Here is a 16888-nt window from a genome sequence, read left to right as displayed (position 1 = left end):
AGTGTCATCCGACACCCACCAACGACGATGGGACATCCCCCTCATGTCTGAGCAGACACACTCCCTCTCCGCCGAGGATGAAGCACGCCTGGCCGCCACGAAGAAGCGCGTGGGCCGCAGTGCCGTCATCGGCGCGATCTTCCTCATGGCGACCTCCGCCATCGGCCCCGGCTTCATCACCCAGACCGCCACCTTCACGCAGACGATGGGCGCCTCGTTCGCCTTCGCCATCCTGCTCTCGGTGATCATCGACATCTGCGTGCAGCTGAACATCTGGCGCATGATCACCTCGTCCGGCAAGCGCGCCGGCGAGCTCGCCAACAGCGCCATCCCGTTCTCCGGCCACGTGATCGCCGTGCTGGTGATCATCGGCGGCCTGGCCTTCAACATCGGCAACATCGCCGGTGGCGGGCTGGGCCTGAACGCCCTGCTGGGCGTCGACCCCAAACTCGGCGGCCTGATCACCGGCGCCCTGGCCATCATCATCTTCCTCATCAAGAAGGCCGGGCGGGTGATGGACATCGTCCTCATCGTGCTGGGCATCGGGATGATCGCCATGACGGTGATCGTCGCGATCGTCTCCGGGCCTCCGGTCGGCGACGCGCTGCGGCAGACGATCATCCCCGACAGCATCAACTTCACGACCATCACCACGATCGTGGGCGGCACCGTCGGCGGGTACATCACGTACTCCGGTGCGCACCGCTACCTGGACTCCGGGCACACCGGGCCCGAGTACGCCGGCCCCGTCATGCGCGCCGCCTCCAACGGCGTGTTCGTCACCGGCATCATGCGGTACGTGCTGTTCCTCGCCATCCTCGGCGTGGTGGCGTCCGGCGTGACCCTCGACCTCTCCGGCCAGGCCGCCAACCCCGCCGGCCAGGCGTTCGGCGCCGTGCTGGGCGATGCCGGCCTGCGCATCTTCGGCGCGATCTTCTGGGCCGCGGCGCTGAGCTCTGTGATCGGGGCCGCGTACACCTCGGCATCCTTCCTCTCCACCTTCCACAAGCGCTTCCTCGGCGGCTGGTCGCTGCAGTGGGCCACCGTGGCGTTCATCGTGGTCTCGTGGATCATCTACCTGTCGATCGGCACCGCGCCGGCCGCGATCCTGGTGTTCGTCGGTGGCTTCAACGGCCTCATCCTGCCGATCGGTCTGACAGTCTTCATGTACATCGGCTGGTTCCGCCGCGACCTGCTCGGCACCAGGAAGTACCCGCTGTGGCTGCTGATCGCCGGCACCCTGGTCACGCTGCTGACCTGGTACATGGGGATCACCTCGGTGGGTCCGATCTTCGCCTTCCTCGGCGTCGGCGCCTGACGCACACCCGGAACCCGCACGAAACGGAGCATGACATGGCAACCATCGATCTGAACTCGGATCTCGGCGAGAACACGCCCGACCGCATCGTCGGTGACGACGCGGCGATGCTCGGGATCGTCACCAGCGCCAACGTGTCGTGCGGGTTCCACGCCGGCAGCCCAGAGGGCATCCGGGAGACGCTCGACGCCGCCGTGCGCAACGGCGTGGTCATCGGCGCGCACCCCGGCTATCGCGACTACGAGAACTTCGGCCGCACCAACGTGCAGATCGACTCGGCCACGCTGCAGGCGCACGTCGAGTACCAGCTGGGCGCGCTGATCGGCCTGGCGAAGGCCGCCGGCGGCGCGGTGTCGTACGTCAAACCGCACGGCGCGCTGTATAACACCATCGCCCGCGACGAGCGGCAGGCGGCCGACGTGGCCGCGGCCATCAGGGCGATCGACCCGAACCTCGTGATGCTCGGCCTGGCCGGCGGCGTCGCTCTCGAGGTCGCGTCGAAGGCCGGGCTCCAGGTCGCCGCTGAGGCGTTCGCCGACCGCGCGTACCAGCCCGACGGGCAGCTGGTCTCGCGCACCCAGGAGGGCGCCGTGCTGCACGACGCCTCCGCCGTTGCAGAGCGCATGGTGCGCTTCGCCGAGACCGGTCTGATCCGCGCCATCGACGGCACCGACGTGCGGGTGGATGCCGCATCCATCTGCGTGCACGGCGACAGCGCCGGCGCGATCGCGATGGCGACCGAGACCAAGCGGATGCTGCAGGATGCCGGCATCACGATCGCTCCGTTCGCCGGCCGGGGAGCCTGACATGTCCGTGCTCGCCACCGCCGACCAGCTGGCCGCCGCCCGTGCCGCGCGGCGCGCCTACCGCGAGGGCCTGGCCGAACCCACCAGCGGCGTGGCCGCCGGGCTCACGCAGGCCAACCTCATCGCCGTCCCTGCCGACTGGGCGTTCGAGACCCTGCTGTTCGCCCAGCGCAACCCGAAGCCGTGCCCGGTGCTCGAGGTCATCGAGCAGGGCCAGGTTGAATCCGCGCTGGCGCCCGGCAGCGACATCCGCACCGACATCGGCCAGTACCGCATCTGGCGCGACGGCATCCTCACCGAGGAGGTGACCGACGCCACGGCCGCCTGGGATGAGCATCCCGACCTGGTCGCCTTCCTCATCGGCTGCAGCTTCACCTTCGAGACCGGGCTCGTCGAGGCAAGCATCCCCATCCGCCACCAGGAGCTCGGCCGCAACGTGCCCATGTACCGCACGAACGTCGCGTGCGCCCCGGCTGGGCGGCTGAGCGGGGAGATGGTCGTCTCGATGCGGCCGATCCCGGCATCCCGGGTCGCGGACGCCGTGCAGATCTCCGGCCGCACGCCCGCCGTGCACGGCGCCCCCGTGCACATCGGCGATCCCGCGTCGCTGGGGATCCTCGATCTGAATGCGCCCGATTTCGGCGATGCGCCCGAGGTGCGCGACGGCGAGATCCCCGTCTTCTGGGCGTGCGGCGTCACCCCGCAGGCCGCGATCATGGCATCCAAGCCGCCGTTCGCCGTGACGCATTCCCCCGGCTACATGTTCATCACCGACGTTCCCGACGCGGAATACATCGTCTGATGCGCATCCTCACGGCATCCGATCGCGCACTGCTCGTCGAGGCGGCAGACCTCGACGAGGCCATGCGCCTGAACCTCGCCTGGGACGGCATCCATGGGGTGGTCGAGCGGATCCCCGGTGCCCGCACCGTACTGGTGCGCTTCGACCCGCTGCGCGTGTCCGCCGCGGAGCTCGCTGCGGTGGTGGAGGCGACGCCGGTGGATGCCGCGCACGTGCGCCACACGCGCGAGGTCAGCATCCCCGTGCAGTACGACGGCGAGGACCTCGACGAGGTCGCGACCCTGCTGGGCGTCTCAGCCGAAGAGGTCGTGAACAGGCACCTGGCGGCGGAGTGGCAGGTCGCCTTCTCGGGCTTCGCCCCCGGATTCGGCTACACGGTCGGCAGCGACTCGCTGTTCGACGTGCCGCGTCGGTCGTCGCCGCGCACCCGCGTGCCCGCGGGGTCGGTGGGGCTCGCCGGGCACTTCACGGGCGTGTACCCGCGGGAGAGCCCGGGCGGCTGGCAGCTGATCGGGCGGACGGATGCCGTGATGTGGGACATCGAGAGGGACCCGCCGGCGCTGATGTCGCCGGGGACCCTGGTGCGTTTCGTTCGTGCACCTGCTTCGGTTCGGGGTGGGGCGGTCCGCTCCGCGACGGCATCCCCCGGTCGAGACATGCCCCCGCGCTCCTCCGTCGCGCTCCCGCCAGACCCGATGCCAGCTCGCCCGGGGGATGCCGTCGTTGCGCTCGATGGGGCGGGTCACCGGGCGGGGACGGGATCCGGTTCCGCTGCGGGGGTGGGATCCGTCGCTGCGCTCGGAACCGTGGAGGTCGTCCGGCCTTCGCTGCAGTTGCTGGTGCAGGATCTGGGGCGGTCCGGGCATGCGGCGCTGGGCGTCTCGGCGTCAGGGGTCGCGGACCGCACGGCGCTGCGCGACGCGAACAGGGCAGTCGGGAATCCGGCCGGAGCGGCTGTTCTGGAGAGTGTCGGCGGATGCGTGCTGCGTTTCCGTGGCGACGGTGTCGCAGCAGTCGCCGGCGCGGTCGGCGAGCTCGTACTGACGGATGCCGCGGGGCGCACCCGCACGCTTGCGCACGGGACCCCGTTCGCGGTCGTCGACGGGGATGAGCTCGCGCTCGGGCATCCCACCCACGGGCTGCGGTACGTCATCGCGGTGCGCGGGGGCATCCGGGCGCACGAGGCGCTCGGCAGCACGGCATCCGACACCCTTGCCGGTCTCGGACCCGCACCGCTGAAGGCGGGCGACGTCGTCGAAATGGGTATGGGTGCCCCGCATGCGGTCGACCCGCATCCGCAGCCACGCGCGCTGCCGGCATCCGGTGATCAGGTCGAGCTCGAGATCACTCTCGGCCCGCGCGACGACTGGTTCACGGCATCCGCTCTGCAGACCCTCACCGCCCAGGAATGGACAGTCACGCCGCGCTCCGATCGCGTCGGGATCCGGCTGCACGGCGACGTGCCGCTGGAGCGCGCGACGGGCGGTGAGCTGCCCAGCGAGGGCGCGGTCACCGGCGCCATCCAGGTGCCGGCGGACGGGCAGCCCGTGCTGTTCCTGCCCGACCACCCGCTCACCGGCGGATACCCGATCATCGGCGCGCTCACCGATCGCTGCCTGGACCTTGCGGGCCAGCTGCCGCCCGGCGTGCGCATCCGCTTCCGCGTCGTGGATCCCGTGATGGATCACGGACGCTCCCCGGCGAGCCGGCCCGCATCCGCCGCCGACACGCCGCAGGCATCCGTACGACCACACCTCGACCTGACTGAGAAGGGCACCTCATGACGAAGATCCTCATCGCCAACCGCGGCGAGATCGCGGTGCGCGTGATCCGCGCCTGCGCCGAGGCCGGATACACGTCGGTCGCCGTCTACGCCGATCAGGACGCCGACGCCCTGCACGTGCGCCTGGCCGACGAGGCAGTGGGCCTGGGCGGTGCGACCGCCGCTGACACGTACCTGTCGATCGACGCGCTGCTGGACGCCGCGCACCGCAGCGGAGCGGATGCCGTGCATCCGGGCTACGGGTTCCTCTCCGAGAGCGCCGCGTTCGCGAGTGCCGTCGAGGACGCCGGCCTGATCTGGATCGGCCCGACTCCCGCCAGTATCGAGGCGCTCGGCGACAAGATGACCGCCCGCCGCATCGCCCAGCGCGTCGGCGCCCCGCTGGCTGCCGGCACCGACCACCCGCTGTCGGGCCCTGCCGAGGCCGTCGCCTTCGCTCAGGAGCACGGCGTGCCGATCGCCATCAAGGCCGCGTTCGGTGGTGGCGGACGGGGCATCAAGGTCGTGCGCGAGCTGAGTGAGGTGGCCGAGGCGTTCGACGCCGCCACCCGCGAGGCCGTCGTGGCCTTCGGGCGCGGGGAGTGCTTCGTGGAGCGGTTCCTGGAGAGCCCGCGCCACATCGAGGTGCAGGTGCTCGGCGACGGCCGAGGGGGAGTCATCGCCGTCGGTGACCGGGACTGCTCCATGCAGCGCCGCAACCAGAAGCTGATCGAGGAGGCCCCCGCCCCCGGACTCACTCCCGAGCAGCGCGAGCGGTTCCACGACGCGGCCCGTCGCATCTGCGCCGAGGTCGACTACCGCAGCGCCGGAACCGTGGAGTTCATGCTGGCCGCCGACGGCACCATCTCGTTCCTCGAGGTGAACACCCGCCTGCAGGTGGAGCATCCGGTCACCGAGCAGGTCACCGGCGTCGATCTGGTGCGCGAGCAGTTCCGCATCGCGTTCGGCGAGGGTCCGTCGTTCGAGGGGACGCCGCAGCCGCACGGCCACGCATTCGAATTCCGCATCAACGCCGAGGACCCCGGACGTGGATTCCTGCCGAGCCCCGGTGAGGTCACCGCCCTGCGGGTGCCGGGCGGACCCGGCGTGCGGTGGGACAGCGGCATCGAGGCGGGGGATGCCGTGCAGCCCGCGTTCGACTCCATGATCGCCAAGCTCATCGTCTACGCCGATTCTCGCGACGCAGCCCTGGTGCGCGCCCGCCGCGCGTTGCGCGAGCTCGAGATCGAGGGGCCCGCGACCGTGATCGGCTTCGACCGCTTGGCCGTCGAGGCGCCGGAGTTCCAGACCGAGACTTTCGCCGTGCACACGCAGTGGATCGAGGCCGCGCTGCTGTCGCGTCTGGAGCCGCAGCTGCGCCCGGATCCCGTGGCGGATGCCGGGCTCACCCGCTTCCCCGTGGAGATCGACGGCCGGCGCGTGATGCTCGGGCTGCCGGTGGGGCTGCTGTCCGGATTCGCCGCGGGTGCGTCATCCGCTCCCTCAGCTGCCACCGAGGCCGACCCGGCCGAGCTGCGCGCACCAGTGCCCGGCGCACTGGTGCGCTGGCTGGCCGACGACGGTGCGACGGTCGCCGAGGGCGACACCGTCGCGGTGCTGGACGCGATGAAGATGGAGACCCCGGTGCTCGCGCACCGTTCCGGCACGCTCACGCACGCTGCGACGGTCGGCGATTCGGTCACCGCGGATGCCGTGATCGGCCGCATCGCCTGACGCGGAGGCCGGCTCCCCGGCATCCGCTCCTCCTGGTACCGCACGGCGATCGGCATCCGCTCTGCGCGGTCTGACCAGCCGAGAACCGGAGGATCGCCGAGAACCGGACAGTCTCGCCGTCGATCGTCCGGTTCCGGGCTGTTCTCCGGTTCTCCGCAGCGGGGATGTCGAAAGATCAGCCCAGCCAGAGCAGACGCCGAGGGCCCCGGATGCCGTGAATCACAGCATCCGGGGCCCTCGAACCCCACTCAGGCCGGGTCGCCGCCGGGCGCGCCCACGCCCTCGAGGGGCTTGGGGTCGTCGGCGCCGGTGTGCCGCAGCCGGGCGATGGCGTTGCCGCCGTGGTAGATGACGATGGCCGCGACCGTGGCGATCACGATGCCGCCCAGCACGAAGCCGCCATCACCCTGGATCTCGAAGCCTCCGACGGCCATGATCAGCGCCACGGCCGCGGTGTACTGGTTGACCGGGCGTGAGAAGTCGACCTTGTTGTCGACCCAGATCTTGATGCCGATCACGCCGATCAGGCCGTACAGCGCGGTGGTGATGCCGCCCAGCACGCCGGCGGGCACGGAGTTGATCACCTCGCCGAACTTCGGCGACATGCTCAGCAGGATGGCAGTGATACCGGCCACCCAGTACGCCGCCGTCGAGTAGACGCGGGTGGATGCCATCACGCCGATGTTCTCGCCGTAGGTGGTGGTGCCCGAGCCGCCGAAGAAGCCGGCCAGGGTGGTCGAGATGCCGTCGGCGATCAGCGCCTTGCCGGTGTGCTCGTTGATCGTGGGGTCCTCGACCATGGTGGCGACACCGCGCACGTGCCCGACGTTCTCGGCGATCAGCACCAGCACGACCGGCAGGAACATCGCCATCACGGCCCACGTGCCGGGGCTGACGAAGTCGGGCATGTGGAAGGTGGGCAGGCCCACCCAGGCTGCCTTGTCGACCTTGCTGAAGTCGAGCTCGCCCCGGAACGCGGCGAAGATGTAGCCCGCGATCACGCCGAGGAAGATCGAGATGCGGCCGAGGAACCCGCGGAACACCACGGCGAACAGGATCGTGACCGTCAGGGTGAAGGTCGCGGTGACGGGCGCCGTGGCGAAGTTGCCGTGCGCGGCGCCGGCCAGGTTGAACCCGATCAGCGCGACGATGGTGCCTGCCAGCACCGGCGGCAGGAAGCGGTCCACCCACTTGACGCCTGCGGTGTGCACGACCACGCCGATGATGGTCAGCAGCACGCCGACCGCGATGATGCCGGCCAGTGCCGACCCGATCCCGTCGCTTGCGCCGGTGGCGTTGGCCGCGGTCGCCGCGGTGACCGGGGCGATGAAGGCGAACGACGAGCCCAGGTAGCTGGGCAGCTTGTTGCGGGTGACCAGCAGGAACAGGATGGTGCCGACGCCGCTGAACAGCAGCGTGGTCGGCACGGGGAATCCGGTCAGGATCGGCACCAGGAACGTGGCGCCGAACATCGCGACGACGTGCTGCACGCCGATCGCGATCGTGGCGGGCCAGTTCAGGCGCTCATCGGGACGGACGACGGCGTCGGGCGCGACAGTGCGACCGTCGCCATGGATCTTCCACTGCGGCATGGGGCTCCTCGGAGGTGGGGCGCGTGCGGGATCACGGCCGAGGAAACACTACCGCCCCGACGGTGGGCCGCTGTGCGGCATCCGGTGCGAGAGTGCATGTGGCGTGTCGGCCCTCGAAACGTAACGGGGGAAAGGGGACGCGGGCTCCGGGGCGGCGGCTCAGGCGGGTCAGGCGGTCAGGCGGGCGATGAGCTCGCGGTAGCGGGCCGCCGTCTTCTCGACGATCTCCTCGGGGAGCTCGGGCGGGGTGCCCTGCTTGTCCCAGTGCGCGGAGAGCCAGTTGCGCACGATCTGCTTGTCGAAGCTGGCCATCCGCTCCTCCGGCGTCGTGCCGTTCGCCCACGACTCGGCATCCCAGTACCGGGAGGAATCGCTGGTGAGCACCTCGTCGGCCAGGCGCAGGACGCCGTCGGCATCCGTCCCGAACTCGAACTTGGTGTCGGCGAGGATCAGGCCCTTCTCCTCCGCGATGGCGGCGGCGCGGGTGTAGACCGAGATCGACGCGTCGCGCAGCTGCGCGGCGCGCTCGGCGCCGACCAGCTCCTCGACCTTCTCGAAGGTGATGTTCTCGTCGTGCTCGCCCATCGGCGCCTTGTAGGCCGGGGTGAACAGCGGCTCGGGCAGGCGATCGCCGTTCTTCAGTCCCGCCGGCAGCGGGATGCCGCAGACCGTACCGCTCTGCACGTACTCGGCCCAGCCGGAGCCGGTGATGTAGCCGCGCACCACGCACTCGATGGGCAGCATCTCCAGGGCCATCGCCAGCATGGCGCGGCCAGCCACGGCATCCGGGATGTCGCCCTCCACGATGTGGTTGGGCACGTCGGCCAACTGGTCGAACCACCACAGGCTCAGGGTGGTGAGCAGCTCGCCCTTCTGCGGGATGGCGGGGGAGAGCATGAAGTCGAACGAGCTCACCCGGTCGGACGCGACCATCAGGATGCGGGTGTCACCGGGATCCTCCGACGCGTACAGCTCGCGGACCTTGCCGGAGTAGATGTGCCGCCAGCCGGGGATGCTCTGTGCTTCGCTCACGAGTACATTGTGGCATCCGCCGGACGCGCGTCATCCTGCGGTGTCGTCCCACACCCGCTTGAGGGCTTCGGCGAAGTCACGATCCGCCGCGTCCCGGTCCGTGACCGGGTCATCGAGAGTGATCCGATCTGCGGCGGTGAACGACTCGACGTGACCGTCGGCGTCGATCCGCACCTGCCATCCGCCACTGACGAGCAGCGGCTTCATCCTGGTGGAGAAGGCGGCGATGTCGTGCTCGCTGGTGCCGCTGAGGCGGAGGTCGACGGACGGCGCCTGGTTCGGCACATTCCTGAGCACCTCCACAGAGGTGACGAAGGGCAGCGCAGCGGCTGACTCTGCCATGCCCAGCGCTTCGGCGATTCCGGTGGGCTTGTCACTGACGGTGAAGGTGGATGGGATCGTGAGGCTGAACCCCTCCAGCCCGGTGAATTCGGGGACCCGGCGAGCATCATCGAGTACGGTGCGGGCATCGGCCGGCGAGGCGACCTCCACGTTCAGATACTCCTCCGACAGCTGGATCCTCGTCGCTTCCTCCACGTCGCGAAGCGCGATGGCCACGGCAGTCGCATGAGGCCCGGCATCGGGCTTGCGTGTCGTCCTTCCGCCCTGCAGATCCAGTCGTAGGCCGCGGGAGTTCTCGGCCACGAGTCTCTCGAGTGCGATGATGTCGCGCTCATCCGCCACGCGCAGGATGAGCTTCTCCGCGGTGACAGTCGCAGCCCTGAGAGTCAGCTTCGCCCGGACGAGGTCGTACAGTCGCATCCCGGCATCCAGCTGCCCGCCTTCGGCAGGAACGGGACGATTGCTGATCTCGAACGCGTTTTCAGGATCGCGTTCGTAGTCGGGAGAGGTGATGTCATCGCTCACGGCGCTGATCTCGATCGGAGAGTCATCATGCGGGAGCGTGACGGCAAGATCGGCAGCGGCGGCGTATGCCGAGACGAGAGCTGCCGGATCGTCCACCTGCACGAGCAGGTCCGGCTCACGAAAGTCTGCCTCGACGTGCGCGGCCACGACGCCGCGGCTGTCGGCGAGATCGCGGGCGATACTCAGTCTCGACGCCACCGTCTGCGCGTCAGGATCGAGGCCGACGGTGATCTCGCCGGCCTGGAGTGTCACGTTCCAGCTGGTGATCCTCGGATGCGAGGCGGCGAAGCCCGCCAGTCGTTCTGCGATCTCGTCGACCTGCGCGGCGGAGGACTCCGGGCTCATCGTCACGGAACCGTGGACATCCTCCTCCAGCGGCAGCGGCTGAGTGCCCGTCATCTCGACCGAGATGACTCCGTCGGCCGCCGAGAACTCCTGGTCCAACTGCTCGGCCACTGTCGGTGCGGAAGCTAACGAAGTGCATCCGACCATCAGCACCATGCAGGTCGTGATGGATGCGACTGCTCCAGCGATCGTGCGCCCACCGACGTGCGACGTCCGTGCTTGTCCCGCCATGATTCCCCCTCGGATCGTGTCCGAGCCTAGGTCGTTGGGGGAACGGTCCGTGAAGCCCTGTGGATAACTCGACGGCGTGGGCGAGTGATATAGTCCATCTGGACTAATCGAGGTGGGATATATGACTGCGGATGCTGTGAAGCTGACGCCGCTGGGCGCCATGGTGCTCGCGCTGCTGGCCGAGGGCGACATGCATCCGTACGAGATGATCCGGCTGCTGCGGCATCGCCAGGACGACCGCATCGTGCGCGTGACCAACGGCACGTTCTATCACACGGTCGCCCGCCTCGAACGGGACGGGCTGATCGCGGAGGCGGGCGTGGACCGCGAGGGCAACCGCCCCGAGCGCACGACCTACACACTGCAGCCCGCTGCCCGCCCGGCGCTGCAGGATTGGGTGCGCGCGGGCCTGGGCACCTCCGACCGCACCGCCGAGTTCCGCGTCGCGCTCGCCGAGTCGCACAACCTGCGCCGGGCCGACGTGATCGAGCTGCTCAGCGCTCGGCTGGCGGCGCTGCAGGCCGAGCACGACAGCCTGCATGGCAAGCTGACCGCCGCCCGCGCGCGCGGCGTGCTCGATCAGTTCCTCATCGAGGCCGACCGGCACGTCGCCCTGCTGAGCGCCGAGCTTACCTGGACGGCCGGCGTGCTCGAGCGCCTGTCCGATCCGGACTTCGCCTGGCTCGGCGATGCCGCATCCACGGCATCCGCCTCCTCCTGACCTTCAGAAGACCTCACAGAGACACACCGCGGCATCCGCCGCACAGCGAAAGGCATCACGCCGATGACAGAACCCACGGCATCCGCGACTCGCGGACCGTCGACCGGCACGTACGCGACCGGTCACCAGCCGCGCAGCCCCTGGCCCGCCCTCTGGGCGCTGGTGATCGGCTTCTTCATGATCCTCGTCGACACGACGATCGTCTCAGTGGCCAACCCGGCCATCAAGGCGGCGCTCGACCCCGACACCAACAACCTCGACAACGTCGTGTGGGTGACCAGTGCCTATCTGCTGGCGTACGCCGTGCCGCTGCTGATCACCGGGCGCCTGGGCGACCGCTTCGGGCCGAAGAACATCTACCTGATCGGCCTGGTGGTCTTCACCGGCGCCTCGCTGTGGAGCGGCCTGTCCACCACCCTGGTCGGCCTGATCGTCGCCCGCGCGGTGCAGGGTCTGGGTGCGGCGTTCATGACCCCGCAGACCATGGCCGTGATCACCCGCACCTTCCCGCCCGAGCGCCGTGGCGCCGCCATGGGCCTGTGGGGTGCGACCGCCGGAGTCGCCACCCTGGTCGGCCCGCTGATGGGCGGACTGCTCGTGGACGGCTTCGGCTGGGAGTGGATCTTCTACATCAACGTGCCCGTCGGCGTGATCGGGTTCGTGCTGGCCATGATCTACGTGCCCAAGCTCAAGACGCATCCGCACCGCTTCGACTACGTGGGCGTCGTGCTCAGCGCCGTGGCACTGTTCCTCATCGTCTTCGGCCTGCAGGAGGGGCAGAAGTACGACTGGGGCACCATCACCGGGCCGATCTCGGTGTGGGGCATGATCGCCGTCGGCATCGTGCTGCTGATCGTCTTCGTGCTGCAGCAGTGGAAGACGAAGAGCGAGGCGCTCGTGCCGCTGGGGCTGTTCAAGGACCGAAACTTCTCGGCATCCAACCTCGGCATCGCCGCGGTCGGCTTCACCGTGACCAGCATGTCGCTGCCGTTCATGTTCTTCCTGCAGCTGGCGCGGGGCCTGACCCCCACGGAGTCGGCGCTGCTGATGATCCCGATGGCGGTCATCTCGGGCGTGCTGGCCCCGTTCGCGGGCGCTCTGCTGGACCGGGTCGACCCGCGCTTCATCCTGGTGCCCGGCCTGCTGTGCGTGGCCGGCGGTGTGCTGTGGAACGCCTCGCTGATGAACATGGACACCCCCACCTGGATGTTCCTGCTGCCCTCCGCCCTGCTCGGTATCGGCAACGCCGGCATGTGGGGGCCGCTGGCCACTGAGGCCACCCGCAACCTGCCGCCGCGCCAGGCGGGCGCCGGTGCGGGCATCTACAACACCACCCGCACGATCGGTTCGGTGGTGGGCTCCTCCGCCATCGCCGCGTTCATGCAGGCCCGGCTCGAGGCCAACCTGCCCGGGCTCGACCAGGCGCCCGCGGGCTTCGGCGGGGGTGGATCGATGCCGGCGTTCGTGGCCGACGGGTTCTCCAGCGGGATGGCGCAGTCCATGCTGCTGCCGGCGGCCGTCATGGTGGTCGCGCTCATCGCATCCGTCTTCATCGGCCGGTACCAGGGCAAGAGCGCCGACGAGTTGCGCTGACACCCGCCTCTGGAACGACAGCAGGGCCGCCCGGCTTTCAGCCTGGGCGGCCCTGCTCGCTTTCGGATGCCGGAGATCAGCGCAGCAGTGCGACACCGCCCATGCCGATCAGGGCGAAGATCACGGCCCAGATGATGATGGAGACGACCTGCCAGAAGATCACGGCGTTGCGGCTGGCGCCGAAGGAGACCATCATGCTCGACGTGATCTGGCTGGGCAGCACGGCCTGACCCAGCAGGCTCACACCGGGAACGCGCTGGAGTACGCCGACGAGCGCGATCGGACGGCTGCGCGCAAGGGCCTGGCGGCCGTGGGCGTGCTGGCGCTGGGGCTGAGCACCGCGCAGATCGTCGTGTTCGCCATCGTGCCGGTCGACGCGCTGCCGCGGTTCCTGGCCATCGGGATGTTCTTCGCGCTGCTGGCGTGCTGGTTCGCCGCCAACTGGTACTTCGTCCGGCGCGGTTGAGCACATGTGATGAGATGGACGGATGCCGATCGCTCTCGCCGCCCCGTCGCTCGACCTCTTCGACTCCTGGGCTGCGACCGTCGCCGAATTCGGCGCCGTGCACATCGACGGCGCGGGTCTCGAGCTCGGTGTGGTTCCCGGTCGTGCCGCGTGTGAGGAATTCGTCGCGAAAGCCGAGAAGTACGGCCGCCCCGGCACCGAGCTGCCCGAAGGCCACGTGCCGTGCGATTACTTCTGGATCACCGACAGTGGCGAAGTGGTCGGGTTCATCGCGTTCCGCCGGGAGCTGAACGACTGGCTGCGCAGCTTCGGCGGGCACATCGGCTACTCGGTGCGTCCGTCCCGCCGTCGTGAGGGCATCGCCAGAGCCGCGCTCGACCTCGTCCTCGACCGCGCCCGCGCGCAGGGCTACGACCGGGTCATGCTCACCTGCGACGACGACAACACCGGCTCGTACCGCACGATCGAGGGCTCAGGCGGCGTGCTCGCCGACACGGTGGACGCGTCGGATGCCGGGCACGCGCGCCTGCGCCAGTACTGGATCGAGCTCTGATCCACGGCATCCGATCGTCCTGCACCGTTCAGCAGATCATCCACGTCGAACGAGGCGGACTCACCGCCAAGTTCTGGCTGCGGCCCGAGCGACTACTGCGCGACGCGCGCCGCGATGTCGTGGCGGAAGTGGGCGCCCTCCAGCGAGATGCGGCCGATGGCCTCGTAGGCGCGCTTGCGGGCATCCGCGAAGTCCGAACCCGTGGCGACGACGTTCAGCACCCGTCCGCCGGTTGCGATGAGCGATCCGCCGGGGGCGTCGGGCGCACCGGTCGCGGCGTGCACGAGGTGGACGCCGTCGACGGATGCCGCCTCCGCGAGCCCCTCGATCATGCGGCCGGTCTGCGGCGCCTCGGGGTAGCCATCGCTGGCCAGCACGACGGTGATCGCGACGTCGTCGGAGAACTCCGGCGCCGGCTCGTCCTCGAGGTGTCCGGATGCCGCCGACAGCAGCAGCCGTGAGAGCGGAGTCTTCAGCCGCGGCAGCACGACCTGGGTCTCCGGGTCGCCGAAGCGCGCGTTGAACTCGATCACTCGGATGCCCGCGGGAGTGAGGATCAGGCCGGCGTACAGCAGGCCGATGAAGGGGGTGCCCTCGGCATCCAGCTGCCGGATGACGGGCATCGCGACAGTGTCGGTCACCTCGGTGACGAACGCGTCGATGCTGCCGAACTGCTCGGTCAGCCACGGCAGCGGCGAGTACGCGCCCATGCCGCCGGTGTTGGGGCCGCCGTCGCCGTCCAGCGCGCGCTTGAAGTCCTGCGCGGGGGCGAGGGCGCGCACGGTGTCGCCGTCGCTGAGGAAGAACAGCGAGACCTCGGGGCCGGTGAGGAACTCCTCCACCAGCACGGCGCCCGCCGCCAGGTAGTGCTCGGCGTGCGCGAGGGCCTCGGACCGGTCAGTCGTGACGATCACGCCCTTTCCAGCGGCCAGGCCGTCGGCCTTGACCACGTGGGGTGCGCCGAAGTCGTCGAATGCGGCCTCGACCTCGGCGACGGATGCCGCGCGCACCGCGCGCCCGGTGGGCACGGATGCGGCATCCATGATCCGCTTCGCGAACGCCTTCGAGCCCTCCAGTCGGGCGGCCGCCTTGCCGGGCCCGAATACGGGGATGCCGCGGTCGCGCAGCACGTCGGCGACGCCCGCGACCAGCGGGGCCTCGGGTCCGATGACGACCAGGTCCACGCCGCGCTCGTTGGCGAAGGAGGCCACGGCTGCGCCGTCGAGCATGTCGAGCTCGACGATGGTCGCATCCTGCGCGATCCCGGCGTTGCCGGGTGCCGCGAAGATCTCGTGCTCGGCGTCCTCCGAGCGCAGAGAGAGGATGATCGCGTGCTCGCGCGCACCGGAGCCGAGGACCAGGATCTTCATGCCCGCAAGCCTACCGGCGGTGCCGGTCACGGTTACCGGTTCAGACGGTGACGGGACGCTCGACGGCCGGATCCCAGGGCAGCGCCCAGCCGGTCGCGTCGAACAGGGCGTTGAGGATGCCGGCGGTGAACCCCCACACGACCGTGCCGTCCACCTCGAACGCCGGAGCCTTGTAGGTGAAGCCGTCACGGTGCAGCACAGACGTGTACCGGTTCGCGGGGTCGAGCAGTCTGGCCACGGGCATCCGGAACACCTCGACCGTCTCGGCATGATCGACGGCCGCCACGCGCGACGGCGTGCGCCACCAGCCCAGCACCGGGGTCACCAGGAAGCTGCTGACCGCCAGCGGGATCTCGGGGAGCGAAGCCAGCACCTCCACGCCTGCGGGGTCGAGCCCGGTCTCCTCCTGGGCCTCGCGCAGCGCGGTGGCGACGACGTCGGTATCCGCCGGTTCCCGGCCTCCGCCGGGGAAGGACACCTGCCCCGGGTGCGACGACAGCGTGGCCGCGCGTCGTTGCAGCAGCACGTCGAGGTCGGCGGCGACGGTCTGGTCGTCGGTGCGAGCGGGGATGCTGTCCAGCCGTCCGAACAGGATGAGCACGGATGCCGGATGCTGCACGCTCCCGCTCTGCGGGAACCGCGGCGTCCACTCATCGCCGCGTGCCGCGGCCGCGAGCAGCTCCGCACGCGCCCCGTGCAGGGTGCTGGTCTCGGCTGAATCCGTCATCTCAACCGACCCTATGCCCGGGTGCGCGGGCCGCGGCGTTCACAACTCCGGAGATCTGGGCACCACAGGCCCGAGAATCGCTGTCTCCGGCCCCTTGCCCCACGATTCTCCGGAGTTGTGACCGGCGTAGCCTGGAGCGGTGCCCACGCCGAAGATCGAGACCGGTGACGGACGCGCTGCGCTGGCCGTGGTCGCGGCCGGGGATGCGCCGCGCGCGGCGACGGCGACGGCTGTCAGATACCTGCTGCAGCTGCTCGACGAGAAGGCCCCGGGCAACAGCGTCGAGGTGCGCGTGCCGCCCTTCGGCGCGGTGCAGGTCGTTCAGGGGCCTCGTCACACCCGCGGAACCCCGCCCAACGTCGTCGAGATGAACGCCGCGACCTGGATCGCCCTGGCGACCGGCACGGAGAGCTGGGCGGATGCCGTCGCAGCCGGCCGCGTGTCGGCATCCGGCACCCGAGCCGACCTCTCCCCGCTCCTCCCCCTGCACCCCTGAGCCCGGCCCGCAGGCCGCCGACTGCACGACATCTCGCCGAGTGCACGGCTTCTTCGCGCGAACGGCTCGTGCCCTCGGCGAGGTCCCGTGCTCTCGACGACAGAAGGGGTGGGGGTGGGGCGCAGCACAGGTGGGCGTGGGACAATGGGGGCATGTCCCGCGATGCACAGCACCAGACGATCGAGGCCCGGATCCGCCCGGTCCCGCGCTTCGGCGTGTTCCTCGGGCTCGGCGCCGTACTGGGCGTCGTCATCGCCGGCATCCTCACCGCGGTCGGCAGCTACGAGAAGTCCGAGGTCGTCGGGGTCGTCTACCCTCCCGGGCAGGTCTTCGGCTTCGCGCTGCTGTGGACGGTGCCGATCTGCATCGCGCTGGGCGGCGTGGTCGCGCTGATCCTCGAGCGGGCGGCGCGCAAGCACACCCGCATCGTGCGCGTGGAGCACGAGCGCGTCCAGGAGGACGAGGACTGATCC

General features: G+C 70.0%; 17 protein-coding genes. 11 read left to right on the top strand and 6 right to left on the bottom strand.

The annotated features are described in order from the left end of the window. The first annotated feature begins 43 nt into the window (after positions 1-43). Genes Q0568_RS05000 through Q0568_RS04980 form a run of 5 tightly spaced genes read left to right on the top strand, consistent with a single transcriptional unit; the run spans position 44 to position 6422 of the window. The gene (locus Q0568_RS05000; protein ID WP_298863196.1) at positions 44-1318 is read left to right on the top strand and encodes an NRAMP family divalent metal transporter; all 1275 of its coding nucleotides are present in this window, start codon (positions 44-46) and stop codon (positions 1316-1318) included. A gap of 35 nt (positions 1319-1353) precedes the next feature. Next, complete coding sequence (locus tag Q0568_RS04995; RefSeq protein ID WP_298863193.1) at positions 1354-2124, top strand: 5-oxoprolinase subunit PxpA; 771 nt, start codon at positions 1354-1356, stop codon at positions 2122-2124. Between the two features lies 1 nt (position 2125). Further along, positions 2126-2926, top strand: coding sequence for a putative hydro-lyase (locus Q0568_RS04990; RefSeq protein WP_298863190.1), 801 nt, complete (start codon positions 2126-2128; stop codon positions 2924-2926). Next, positions 2926-4710 (top strand): carboxyltransferase domain-containing protein, encoded by a 1785-nt coding sequence (locus Q0568_RS04985; RefSeq protein ID WP_298863187.1) that lies wholly within the window; start codon positions 2926-2928, stop codon positions 4708-4710. The genes Q0568_RS04990 and Q0568_RS04985 overlap by 1 nt, the downstream gene beginning before the upstream one ends. Continuing rightward, the gene (locus tag Q0568_RS04980) at positions 4707-6422 is read left to right on the top strand and encodes a biotin carboxylase N-terminal domain-containing protein (protein ID WP_298863184.1); all 1716 of its coding nucleotides are present in this window, start codon (positions 4707-4709) and stop codon (positions 6420-6422) included. The genes Q0568_RS04985 and Q0568_RS04980 overlap by 4 nt, the downstream gene beginning before the upstream one ends. A gap of 248 nt (positions 6423-6670) precedes the next feature. Here Q0568_RS04980 and Q0568_RS04975 read toward each other — a convergent pair whose 3' ends face one another. The 3 genes from Q0568_RS04975 to Q0568_RS04965 all read right to left on the bottom strand — a co-directional run bounded on the left by Q0568_RS04975 (position 6671) and on the right by Q0568_RS04965 (position 10369). Continuing rightward, positions 6671-8014 (bottom strand): solute carrier family 23 protein, encoded by a 1344-nt coding sequence (locus Q0568_RS04975; RefSeq protein WP_298863181.1) that lies wholly within the window; start codon positions 8012-8014, stop codon positions 6671-6673. A 168-nt stretch (positions 8015-8182) separates the two neighbouring features. Continuing rightward, entirely contained in the window at positions 8183-9046 is an 864-nt protein-coding gene (locus Q0568_RS04970; RefSeq protein ID WP_298863178.1) for a phosphoribosylaminoimidazolesuccinocarboxamide synthase, read from the bottom strand. A 30-nt stretch (positions 9047-9076) separates the two neighbouring features. Further along, positions 9077-10369: a hypothetical protein gene (locus tag Q0568_RS04965; protein ID WP_298863176.1), complete on the bottom strand. Its 1293-nt coding sequence runs from the start codon at positions 10367-10369 to the stop codon at positions 9077-9079. A gap of 241 nt (positions 10370-10610) precedes the next feature. Here Q0568_RS04965 and Q0568_RS04960 point away from each other — a divergent pair, with 241 nt between their 5' ends. Next, positions 10611-11210 carry a PadR family transcriptional regulator gene (locus Q0568_RS04960; protein WP_298863173.1) on the top strand — a complete coding sequence of 200 codons (600 nt, stop codon included), beginning with the start codon at positions 10611-10613 and terminating at the stop codon, positions 11208-11210. Positions 11211-11387: 177 nt separating this feature from the next. Then, on the top strand, positions 11388-12803 hold the full coding sequence (locus Q0568_RS04955) for a DHA2 family efflux MFS transporter permease subunit (protein WP_298864123.1): 1416 nt from the start codon (positions 11388-11390) through the stop codon (positions 12801-12803). 76 nt (positions 12804-12879) lie between these two features. Here the strand turns inward: Q0568_RS04955 and Q0568_RS04950 are convergent, their stop codons facing one another. Next, positions 12880-13047, bottom strand: a complete 168-nt coding sequence (locus Q0568_RS04950) for a hypothetical protein (protein WP_298864156.1) — start codon at positions 13045-13047, stop codon at positions 12880-12882. A gap of 66 nt (positions 13048-13113) precedes the next feature. Between Q0568_RS04950 and Q0568_RS04945 the strand changes: the two genes are divergently transcribed. Together Q0568_RS04945 and Q0568_RS04940 are read left to right on the top strand one after the other, a co-directional pair. After that, the gene (locus tag Q0568_RS04945; RefSeq protein WP_298864153.1) at positions 13114-13269 is read left to right on the top strand and encodes a hypothetical protein; all 156 of its coding nucleotides are present in this window, start codon (positions 13114-13116) and stop codon (positions 13267-13269) included. A 22-nt stretch (positions 13270-13291) separates the two neighbouring features. Next, positions 13292-13822, top strand: coding sequence for a GNAT family N-acetyltransferase (locus Q0568_RS04940; RefSeq protein ID WP_298863170.1), 531 nt, complete (start codon positions 13292-13294; stop codon positions 13820-13822). A gap of 92 nt (positions 13823-13914) precedes the next feature. On the opposite strand, the gene purD is transcribed toward Q0568_RS04940, so the two are convergent. Continuing rightward, a complete protein-coding gene (gene purD, locus Q0568_RS04935; protein ID WP_298863167.1) occupies positions 13915-15192 on the bottom strand; it encodes a phosphoribosylamine--glycine ligase in 1278 nt (425 codons plus the stop codon). 40 nt (positions 15193-15232) lie between these two features. Then, entirely contained in the window at positions 15233-15919 is a 687-nt protein-coding gene (locus tag Q0568_RS04930) for a CoA pyrophosphatase (protein WP_298863165.1), read from the bottom strand. A 139-nt stretch (positions 15920-16058) separates the two neighbouring features. Between Q0568_RS04930 and Q0568_RS04925 the strand changes: the two genes are divergently transcribed. Then, entirely contained in the window at positions 16059-16415 is a 357-nt protein-coding gene (locus tag Q0568_RS04925; protein ID WP_298863163.1) for a sterol carrier family protein, read from the top strand. 152 nt (positions 16416-16567) lie between these two features. Further along, positions 16568-16885, top strand: a complete 318-nt coding sequence (locus tag Q0568_RS04920) for a potassium transporter Trk (protein ID WP_298863160.1) — start codon at positions 16568-16570, stop codon at positions 16883-16885. Positions 16886-16888: the final 3 nt, after the last annotated feature.

This window comes from uncultured Microbacterium sp., from assembly GCF_937927635.1.
Lineage (GTDB): Bacteria > Actinomycetota > Actinomycetes > Actinomycetales > Microbacteriaceae > Microbacterium.
Note: the sequence above shows the minus strand (reverse complement) of the source record. Positions and strands in the feature narration are given on the sequence as shown.